The organism is Desulfatiglans anilini DSM 4660, assembly GCF_000422285.1.
Lineage (GTDB): Bacteria > Desulfobacterota > DSM-4660 > Desulfatiglandales > Desulfatiglandaceae > Desulfatiglans > Desulfatiglans anilini.
Window position 1 is genome coordinate 1 of the sequence record NZ_AULM01000094.1, and the last position, 2,327, is coordinate 2,327.

General features: G+C 53.6%; 2 protein-coding genes and 1 pseudogene. 1 reads left to right on the forward strand and 2 read right to left on the reverse strand.

All coding sequences use genetic code 11. From position 1 onward, the window contains the following. Positions 1 to 578 (reverse strand): ADP-ribosylglycohydrolase family protein (locus tag H567_RS26530; protein ID WP_161626675.1); only part of this gene is annotated, 578 nt, incomplete at its 3' end. A 351-nt stretch (positions 579 to 929) separates the two neighbouring features. Here H567_RS26530 and H567_RS0121170 point away from each other — a divergent pair. Next, the gene (locus H567_RS0121170; RefSeq protein WP_028322913.1) at positions 930 to 1,910 is read left to right on the forward strand and encodes a virulence RhuM family protein; all 981 of its coding nucleotides are present in this window, start codon (positions 930 to 932) and stop codon (positions 1,908 to 1,910) included. A 90-nt stretch (positions 1,911 to 2,000) separates the two neighbouring features. Here the strand turns inward: H567_RS0121170 and H567_RS29725 are convergent. Continuing rightward, a pseudogene (locus H567_RS29725) lies at positions 2,001 to 2,327 on the reverse strand (integrase core domain-containing protein); the annotation flags it as partial.

Consider the following 2,327-nt stretch of genomic DNA (forward strand, 5'->3'; position numbering starts at 1 on the left):
CCCCGGATCAACCCTTCAGCCAGTTCCAGCGCATCCACCGGCCAAATGCACGCTGGTCGCGGGCGGTGGACACCAGGTTGCCCGGCCTTGGGCCGGCAGTTCAGGACCCGGTCGACCCATCGGGCGGGTATGGCGTCAAGGCCGCCCACAGCGCCCAAGAGCGCCCCGCAAATGGCTGCGTTCGTATCGGTATCTCCACCCCTCATGACCGTGTCGACGACGCCTCCTTCAAAGCTCAGGGCATGGAGCAGTTGCCACAGGGCATTGCGAAACGCGATCAAGACCCAGCCCTGCTGCCGGACATAGTCAGCCGGCGGTGCTTCGGCGGCTCCAAGAACGGCGTCCATGAGAGCCCGGTCGACGGCCAAATCGACGGCCCACTCTCTGATATTCTGGTAGAGCCTGCCGGCCTCGCAGCCGGATGCAACCGCATGAGCAATCGCCATGGTGAAAAGCGCGTTGGCCTGCAGGCAGACCGGGTTGGGATGCGTCAGCGCGGCGTCTTGCCTGGCCCAGTCGCCCACTGTCTCCAATGGGTGGTTGGCTCCGAAGATGCCCAGGGGGCTGATCCGCATCATGGCCCCATTAGCCCGGCTGTCTGGATATGCGAAAAAATGCCATGTTTTGCGCTCCGGAACGCTGGAGCGACAGGATCACCCACAGAGCTCGCGGCTCATTTCCTCAGCCATGGGCCTTTTCTATGCAATTTGGGTTACCTTCCTCATGGCTCAAAACCTTACCCGCCCTACATTAAATTTTAGGGCGTGTCTCATCCACGTTGACACAGAGGGCTCGCACAACCAACAATACAGATTTCAATTAGGCATTTCCATTATTTTGGTGCAAGAAAGAGTCCGTTGTGCTTTTACGTATTTAAAAGATGGACAAGTCGTCCCGGATACCGAAAAATTCCCCCTGGAGGCCGGAATGTGAAGAAAACCAACGAAATTATCCTATACAAAACCTCAGACGGCGACAAGAAAGTCGGCGTCCTGTTTCATGACGAAAATTTTTGGCTGACCCAGAAGTCGCTGGCCGGGCTGTTCAATGTAAAGGTGCCGGCAGTCAGCAAGCATCTTAAAAACATTTTTGATTCCGGCGAGTTGGATGAGGATTCAGTTGTTTCCATTTTGGAAACAACTGCCGCTGACGGGAAGACCTACAAAACAAAATATTACAACCTCGACGCCATCATTGCGTTGGGGTACCGGGTGAACAGCTACCAGGCCACCCAGTTCCGGATCTGGGCGACCAAAACCTTGAAGGAATTCATCATCAAGGGCTTTGTGCTGGATGATGAACGGCTGAAACAGGGAAAACATTTCGGCAAGGATTATTTCGATGAGCTTCTGGAACGGATTCGTGAAATCCGAGCCAGTGAGCGCCGGTTTTACCAGAAAATTACAGATATTTATGCGCTTTCGGCAGATTATGACCAAAACGCTCCCATCACCCATGAATTTTTCGCTACAGTGCAGAATAAACTGCACTGGGCTATTACCGGAAAAACCGCCGCTGAAATCATCTATGAGTCGGCGGATGCCGAGAAAATGCACATGGGGCTGACAAGCTGGAAACAGGCACCTGATGGGAAAATTTTGAAATCCGATGTCTCCGTCGCCAAGAATTACCTGAACGAGGCCCATATCAAAGAACTGAACCGCATTGTGAACGCCTACCTAGACCTTGCCGAAAATCGGGCTGAACGGCAGCTTGTCATGAAGATGGAAGATTGGGTTCAGTTTCTGCACAGTTTCCTGGAGCTTTCCAGCTACCCGATTCTTAAAGACAAAGGAAAGATAAGTGCCCTTGAGGCCAGAGTGAAGGCCGAACAGGAATACGAAACATACAGAAAGCGACAGGACCGGGAGTATATTTCTGACTTTGACCGGGAAATAAAGCGAATTTAGGGTACCCAAGAGGAAGATGATGAATAAATCCTCCGAAACCGCTTTTGAAATGACCGCCCTTGACTGGTTTAAATCCTTTGGCTGCCCTCTGTGGCAGTTGCCATGGACCTTGGCGGTCGTCCATACGGCCATCTCCGGTGCAACGTCGGGCAAAAGCTTCAGGAACACTTTCTCGGTTTCGGCGAAAACGCTCAAAGGCTTCTGTCTGGTCGTGCCATGAATCCGGTTGCCTGCTTCCTCGAGCACCCACCGCTGGAGTTGCTCGTTGGCATCGCGGAGGCTGCGGAACTCTTGCAAGGGCAGAAAACTCCTTTTGATGTATTTGACCCCGCTCTCCACCCGGCCCTTTTTCTTCGGATCCCGAGGCGGGCAGGGGCTGATCAGGAAGCCGTAGGTCTCCGCAAGGTCCCCGTAAGA